Below are 1,379 nucleotides of genomic sequence, written 5' to 3' on the forward strand. Positions count from 1 at the left end.
CGCATGGTCTTGCCTTCCTTGCCCTGGTCCTTCACCAGAGACATGAGCGCGCGCCCCAGAGAAATCACTGCCGCCAGCAGTAAAATCACCACAATCAGCTTTACCCACCACATACTCGTTATCTCCTTGCACCCGTTATTACGGCGTATCAGAAACAGCGCCCGGATTCCCTGGATGAAAAGCCCGGCCAGCTATGTACAATGTGCCGCCATTGTTATGCGGCCATTTTATGCAGGCATTGTAATGGCCGACACTGCCAGTGCACGTACTATCGGCAGCGCACTGGCAGCAATGGATCGGGCTCCCCCTGTTTTGACCATGACACTGCTGTCACGAGGGCAGATAACCATGCCTCACTCTCCACGTCGCGCGCCCTGGATCGCTCTGCTGGCAACGCTAATTGTTGCCGGAATCTGCCTGCGCCTGGCCTTCTGGCAGCTGGAACGGGCAGAAGAAAAGCGCCAATGGCTCACGGAGCAGAGCGAACGAGCGACTCTACCGCCCGCAGACTTGCCCAGCCTGCAAGCCGCCGATGACCCCATGCACCGTCGCGCCTCCCTTTCTGGTCAATTCGATAACGCCCACAACCTGTTGCTCGATAACCGTACCCTGAACGGGGTGGCTGGCTACCATTTGCTAACCCCATTTGAAACCCGCAAAGGACGCTGGGTGCTGGTAAACCGGGGCTGGCTCCCGCGGGGAAATGATCGCAGCAGGCTACCGGAGATTGCCCCCATCACTGGAAACCAGACCGTCACCGGAACCGTATATCGGCCTTCTCGCGACGCTTTTGTCCTGAAAGACATGCCATTGCCCGACAATCAGTGGCCATTACGGGTTCAGAAAGTGGATTTTGACGCTATTGGTGAACAACTTGGGGTAGAATTGGCGCCCTTTGAAATCCGGGTCACCCCGGAACTGGCGCTGGGCAGCAACACACCGCTACCCCGGCACTGGCAGGACGTGACGGTGATAGGCCCGGAACGACACAAGGCTTACGCATTGCAGTGGTTCGCACTGGCACTGGCCGCCCTGCTGATATATGTTGCCGCCGCACTCCGAAACTGGCGCAAAGCACGCAAGACGCGAGAGGAACAGTAATGACTCCACGGACCAAAAACAGGTTCATTTTGTTAGCCATCATTGCTCCTTTTGTCCTGTTTTTCCTGGCTGGGCGTTTCCTGATTGATGTCGAGGAGCTACCCAAGGTCAACAAGGGCCAATTGCTGGTTCCACACATCGACATGGCAAGCCTGAACGCCACTGACAGCAACCAGCAACCCTACGACGGCAATGACATGAGCACTCAGTGGACCCTGCTCTATGTGGCCGGGGAAGACTGCGACACCCGCTGCAAGAACGGCCTCTATTATCAAGTA

2 protein-coding genes and 1 pseudogene are annotated in these 1,379 nt (G+C 56.9%); 2 read left to right on the plus strand and 1 reads right to left on the minus strand.

Annotated elements, in window-relative coordinates; translation table 11 throughout:
• The coding region (locus A3730_RS30740; protein ID WP_156501431.1) for a DUF2909 family protein at positions 1-113 on the minus strand (113 nt) is incomplete at its 3' end.
• A gap of 235 nt (positions 114-348) precedes the next feature.
• Between A3730_RS30740 and A3730_RS28480 the strand changes: the two genes are divergently transcribed.
• Both A3730_RS28480 and A3730_RS28485 read left to right on the plus strand, forming a co-directional pair.
• Positions 349-1,101 (plus strand): SURF1 family protein, encoded by a 753-nt coding sequence (locus tag A3730_RS28480; protein ID WP_063520109.1) that lies wholly within the window; start codon positions 349-351, stop codon positions 1,099-1,101.
• Positions 1,101-1,379: pseudogene (locus A3730_RS28485) on the plus strand (hypothetical protein); the annotation flags it as partial. The gene A3730_RS28480 and the pseudogene A3730_RS28485, both read left to right, overlap by 1 nt.

The sequence above is a fragment of the Alcanivorax sp. HI0044 genome (genome assembly GCF_001634945.1).

What these genes read in the sequence shown, in the direction of transcription:
- A3730_RS28480 (WP_063520109.1), top strand. Translation starts at nt 349, where the DNA reads ATGCCTCACTCTCCACGTCGCGCGCCCTGGATCGCTCTGCTGGCAACG.